The organism is Siminovitchia sediminis (genome assembly GCF_042680885.1).
GTDB lineage: Bacteria > Bacillota > Bacilli > Bacillales > Bacillaceae_C > Siminovitchia > Siminovitchia sediminis.
Genome location: NZ_JBHUEO010000065.1, coordinates 1 through 5,097, shown reverse-complemented (window position 1 = coordinate 5,097; position 5,097 = coordinate 1). Strand labels below are relative to the sequence as shown.

The following is a 5,097-nucleotide window of genomic DNA, read 5'->3' as shown; positions in this document are numbered from 1 at the left end:
CCGCCAGCGTTCGTCCTGAGCCAGGATCAAACTCTCATAAAAGATGTTTGTTAGCTCATTTTAAAGCTGACTAAAAATCATAAATTATTGACGTTTCGTTTCGTTCAGTTTTCAAAGATCAAACTTGATCGCTGCCGTTGAAGCAGCCTTTCTATTATATCGCATCGTTCGTGGTATGTCAACAACTTTTTTTAAGTTGTTTTTATGCCCCTCTCCTGAAGCGACTTTTTAAGTATATCACCCTAATTGATGGGTGTCAATACTTTTTTGTAACTTTTGTTGCCCTCGCGAGCAACGATATTTAATATATCACCTTTTTTTTCTGTGTGCAATAGTTTTTTAAAAAAATATGATAAAAAGAAGGAACCTTGCCGTGTGCAAGGTTCCGATCATTAATCACGCTGTCTCATAAGAGGGAATAAAAGTACGTCTCTGATGGAAGGTGAGTTTGTCAAAAGCATAACGAGACGGTCAATTCCAATCCCCAGTCCCCCTGTTGGAGGCATGCCGTATTCGAGCGCTTCGATAAAATCTTCGTCCATATCGTGCGCTTCGTCATTGCCCTGCTCTTTTTCTTCCAATTGAGCTTCAAATCTTTGCCGCTGATCAATCGGGTCATTTAGTTCAGTAAAGGCATTGGCATGTTCTCGGCCAACGATAAATAATTCAAACCGGTCTGTAAATCGCGGATCCTCGTCATTCTTCTTCGCAAGCGGAGAAATTTCAACAGGATGCCCATAAATAAAAGTAGGCTGAATGAGCTTTTCTTCTACGACTTGTTCAAAAAACTCATTAACAATATGTCCGAATGTCATATGATCCGTTATTTCGATATTATGCTCTTTTGCCAGTTGAATCGCTTCTTCATCGGTCATTTCATTCCAGAAGTTAACGCCTGTATGTTCCTTTACGGCGTCTACCATATGAAGCCGGCGCCATTCCGGCTCAAGGTTCACTTCGTATTCCCCGTATTGGATTGAAGTTGTACCGAGCACTTCTTTTGCGATGGAAGCAATCATATTTTCGGTCAAATCCATCACGTCATTGAAATCTGCATAGGCTTCATATAATTCCATCATCGTAAACTCAGGATTATGTCTGGTCGACACCCCTTCATTTCTGAAGACCCGACCGATTTCGTATACTTTTTCCAGACCCCCAACAATCAATCTTTTTAAATGGAGTTCGATAGCAATTCTCATATAAAATTGCGCGTCTAATGCATTATGGTGGGTAATGAACGGACGGGCAGCCGCTCCACCTGCTATTGCATGGAGCATAGGCGTTTCAACTTCCAGAAAGCCTTGTCCATCTAAATAGCGCCGCATGGATTGAATGATTTTACTTCTTAATATAAATGTTTCTTTACTTTCTTCATTGGTAATTAAATCAAGGTATCGCTGCCGGTAGCGCTGTTCCACATCTTTCAGGCCATGAAACTTTTCAGGAAGCGGACGCAGTGCTTTCGACAACAGCGTAAAATCAGTTGCTTTGATGGATAGTTCTCCGACCTTAGTTTTAAATACAGTACCAGTCAAGCCGACAATATCTCCAAGGTCAACTGTTTTAAAAATATTGTACTGGTCTTCACCAACCGCATCTTGGCGTACATAAATTTGTATTTGCCCCGTTAAATCCTGAATATGAGCAAAACCCGCCTTCCCTTTTCCGCGTTTTGTCATTACACGACCGGCAATCGTTACGGATTCGTCCAATTCCTCGAGCTCTTCTTTTGTTTTCTCCTCAAATTTATCTTTAAGGTCTTTCGTCAGCGCTGTCCGCTCAAACCGTTTTCCAAACGGGTCAATACCTCTTTCCCGCAATGATTTCATTTTGTCGCGCCTTACCTGAAGTTGATCATTCAACTCTTCCTGACTCATTTTTTCCACTCCAATCTAATAATTAAGCCATTCCTATCTTCCTATTGTACCTAATCACAAGAAAACGGGCATCTATTATAAAAAAACTGCCAGCGAATGGCAGCAAAGGTATGTCATTATCCCGCTTTTCTTTCGAAGCACTCTGCTACGAGATTGTCTAGTAGTGCGACAACTTCTTCCCTTTTCGAGCATTCATTAACGGCACTTCTGATTTTTCCACTTCCGCTAATACCTTTTAAATACCAGGCTACGTGTTTCCGCATTTCACGTACTGCGACATCCTCACCTTTAAGAGCGATGAGCCGGTCCAGGTGCAATTTGCAGACTTCAATTTTTTCTTTTACCGTCGGCTCGCCTGTCAGCTCGCCCGTTTCCAAATATTTAACTGTCTGGTAAATCATCCACGGATTTCCCAGCGCAGCACGGCCGATCATGACACCGTCCACACCTGTTTCATCGAGCATCCGCTTGGCGTCCTGAGGTGTTTTGACATCCCCGTTTCCAATCAAAGGAATTTCCAAGGATTGTTTCACCTCTCGAATGATATCCCAATTGGCCTGTCCTTCATACATTTGGACACGCGTCCGTCCATGCATGGAAACTGCGGCACCTCCGGCCTGTTCGACCGCCCGGGCATTTTCAACAGCAAAAATGTGGTCTTCATCCCATCCGATTCGCATCTTTACAGTAACAGGTTTTCTGACAGCCCTGACTACTGAAGAAACCATGTCATAGATCTTATCCGGCTCGAGCAGCCATCTGGCGCCCGCTTCACAGCGGATGATCTTATTAACCGGACATCCCATATTTATATCAATGATATCGGCATTTGTATTTTGGTCGACGAAACGAGCGGCTTCTACCAGCGTTTCTTTTTCCCCGCCAAAAATTTGCAGGGACAGCGGCTTCTCTCTTTCATCGATATAAAGCATGTTCAATGTTCTCTCGTTTTTTTGAATAATGCCTTTATCACTGATCATTTCCGCACACACAAGTCCAGCGCCGAATTCTTTGACAGTCAGACGAAAAGCAGAGTTACATACTCCTGCCATGGGTGCAAGAACAACCGGGTTCTTCATTTCAATATCACCAATTTTCAGCATGTATACCCTCCTTTCGTATTTATTGATTATCATTCATCCGGCGGCGTCAATTCCTCAACGGAAACGTCCAGGACACCCGAGATTTGTTCAAGTATCTGTTCTGAAGGAAGCCGGCTTCCTCGTTCAATTTCTCCCAAAACCGAGACGGAAATGCCTATCTCTTTTGCAAGGCCTTCCTGTGTGCGCCCTTTCAGTTTTCTAAAAGCGCGGATCCGCCTTCCCCATTTATCTGTTTCCACAAGCGTACACCTTCTTTATCAGGTATATCGTTTAAGACTGATGCCAAAGAAACATGTAGATCCGGAACACTTACTTTTTCGTCAATCTCCAACAACGGAACAATAACAAACGCTCGTTCAGTCATTCGAGGATGAGGAATACGCAAGTCCTCCAACTCAATATTTTCTTTATTATACAATAAAATGTCAAGGTCGATTTTTCTGGGACCCCATTTCATTTCCCTTACCCTGCCAAGCTCCTCCTCAATTTTTAAACATTGTTTCAAAAGCTCATAAGGTGAAAGGGAGGTCGATAGTTTAACTGCCATATTTAAAAACGGATCTTGGTCTATAAAACCGACCGGATCTGTTTCATAAATGGAAGATACAGTCTCAACCCGGATGCCTTTCGTGCCATTTAACTTCCGAATCGCTTCTTTCAACCATTTTTCACGGTTGCCGATATTAGAACCCAATGATAAATAAGCTATATTATTCATGACGGCTCCTCATAATCTCTACAGCTACTGAATCATAAATTCCCTTAATGGGCGGATTTGGTTTTACGACTTTTACGTGTACCTTTTCCACCTGTTCAAAATGAGATAATATTTGACCCGCTGTATTTTCAGCCACCGTTTCCACAAGATTAAACTGTTTTCCTTCCACGATTTCTTTGCAAAGCGCATAAATATCTGCATAATTTACTGTTTGATCCAAATCGTCCGTGCGTCCGGCGGCCCTCAAGTCAGTCTCAAGGACCACTGTCACCCGAAATCGCTGCCCCAATATATTCTCCTCTGGAAAAACACCGTGGTTTCCATAAAATTCCATTTCATTTATATAAATCTTATCCATGCAGCTTCCCCTTTTCCATGAGAATATCCATCATAGCGGCCATCCGGCTGATCTCTTTTACGTCATGAACCCTCATTATATGACATCCCTGCTCTATTCCCCAGCACACCGTTGCCCCTGTTCCTTCCATTCGTTCATCGACCGGAAGATCGAGTGCTGTTCCAATCATGCGCTTCCGGGACGTTCCCAACAAAACGGGGTACCCTAGGCCGGCAAGTTTGTCCAAATTCCTCATCATGAGCACATTTTCCTGGTAATCTTTGGCAAAGCCGATCCCGGGATCCAGTATAATCCGGCTATCCGGAACACCAGCTTTCTTTGCAATCATGATACTTTCATATAGATCATTCAGTACATCCCGTATAAAGTTGGTGTAATTCCGATCCTCCCTGTTATGCATCAATATAATGGGGACTTCCTGTTCAGCCGCTACGGCCGCTATATCGGGTTCTTTTTTGGCTCCCCAGATATCGTTGATGATGCGGGCTCCTGCCCTTACTGCTTCTTCTGCAGCCCTCGCTTTATAAGTATCAATGGAAATCGGGACATCTACAGCCGCGGCAACCGCTTGTATAGCCGGAACGATTCTTTCAATTTCTTCCTTTACAGAAACCGGGTTATGTCCTGGCCTCGTGGACTCTCCACCGATATCAATGATATCCGCTCCATCTGCAACCATCTCCTTGGCATGATGGACAGCAGCTTCCAGACTGTTATAGCGCCCGCCATCTGAAAAAGAATCTGGAGTTACATTTAAAATCCCCATAATATAGGTTTTCTTGCTAAAATCCATTGTATATTTTCCGCATTCCACGATCATGATACATTGCCTGCCCTTCTATTTACATCTTCATTTAGTTTACCCTTTTTCCTCCCCATTGAAAAAGAAAAAGCAAGTCCTGTTGGACTTGCCCAGCTTGTAGAGAAAGTATATGTTTTTTTCTCTACAGGCTTTTTTATTTTACATTTAGACGACTTGTATCTAGATTTTTGTGTTTTTATTTTTAAGAAAAAGATTCCCATCCACCTAGACCTGTC

General features: G+C 43.0%; 7 protein-coding genes. All 7 read right to left on the bottom strand.

What is annotated here, in order from left to right:
* Positions 1-392 precede the first annotated feature (392 nt).
* Positions 393-1,880: a lysine--tRNA ligase gene (lysS, locus tag ACFSCZ_RS16240; RefSeq protein ID WP_380775363.1), complete on the bottom strand. Its 1,488-nt coding sequence runs from the start codon at positions 1,878-1,880 to the stop codon at positions 393-395.
* A 116-nt stretch (positions 1,881-1,996) separates the two neighbouring features.
* Entirely contained in the window at positions 1,997-2,983 is a 987-nt protein-coding gene (dusB, locus tag ACFSCZ_RS16235; protein WP_380775361.1) for a tRNA dihydrouridine synthase DusB, read from the bottom strand.
* A gap of 29 nt (positions 2,984-3,012) precedes the next feature.
* Positions 3,013-3,222, bottom strand: a complete 210-nt coding sequence (locus ACFSCZ_RS16230; protein ID WP_380775359.1) for a helix-turn-helix domain-containing protein — start codon at positions 3,220-3,222, stop codon at positions 3,013-3,015.
* A complete protein-coding gene (gene folK, locus ACFSCZ_RS16225) occupies positions 3,174-3,701 on the bottom strand; it encodes a 2-amino-4-hydroxy-6-hydroxymethyldihydropteridine diphosphokinase (RefSeq protein ID WP_380775357.1) in 528 nt (175 codons plus the stop codon). Before folK ends, ACFSCZ_RS16230 begins: the two co-directional genes overlap by 49 nt.
* Complete coding sequence (gene folB, locus ACFSCZ_RS16220; RefSeq protein WP_380775355.1) at positions 3,694-4,059, bottom strand: dihydroneopterin aldolase; 366 nt, start codon at positions 4,057-4,059, stop codon at positions 3,694-3,696. The genes folK and folB overlap by 8 nt, the downstream gene beginning before the upstream one ends.
* Positions 4,052-4,879, bottom strand: coding sequence for a dihydropteroate synthase (folP, locus tag ACFSCZ_RS16215; protein ID WP_380775352.1), 828 nt, complete (start codon positions 4,877-4,879; stop codon positions 4,052-4,054). The genes folB and folP overlap by 8 nt, the downstream gene beginning before the upstream one ends.
* A partial coding sequence (locus ACFSCZ_RS16210; RefSeq protein WP_380775350.1) for a hypothetical protein occupies positions 4,876-5,097 on the bottom strand: 222 nt, incomplete at its 5' end. The genes folP and ACFSCZ_RS16210, both read right to left, overlap by 4 nt.

Coding starts and splice junctions, on each gene's coding strand:
- folB (WP_380775355.1), bottom strand. CDS start 4,059: ATGGATAAGATTTATATAAATGAAATGGAATTTTATGGAAACCACGGT.
- folK (WP_380775357.1), bottom strand. CDS start 3,701: ATGAATAATATAGCTTATTTATCATTGGGTTCTAATATCGGCAACCGT.
- folP (WP_380775352.1), bottom strand. CDS start 4,879: ATGATCGTGGAATGCGGAAAATATACAATGGATTTTAGCAAGAAAACC.
- lysS (WP_380775363.1), bottom strand. CDS start 1,880: ATGAGTCAGGAAGAGTTGAATGATCAACTTCAGGTAAGGCGCGACAAA.
- dusB (WP_380775361.1), bottom strand. CDS start 2,983: ATGCTGAAAATTGGTGATATTGAAATGAAGAACCCGGTTGTTCTTGCA.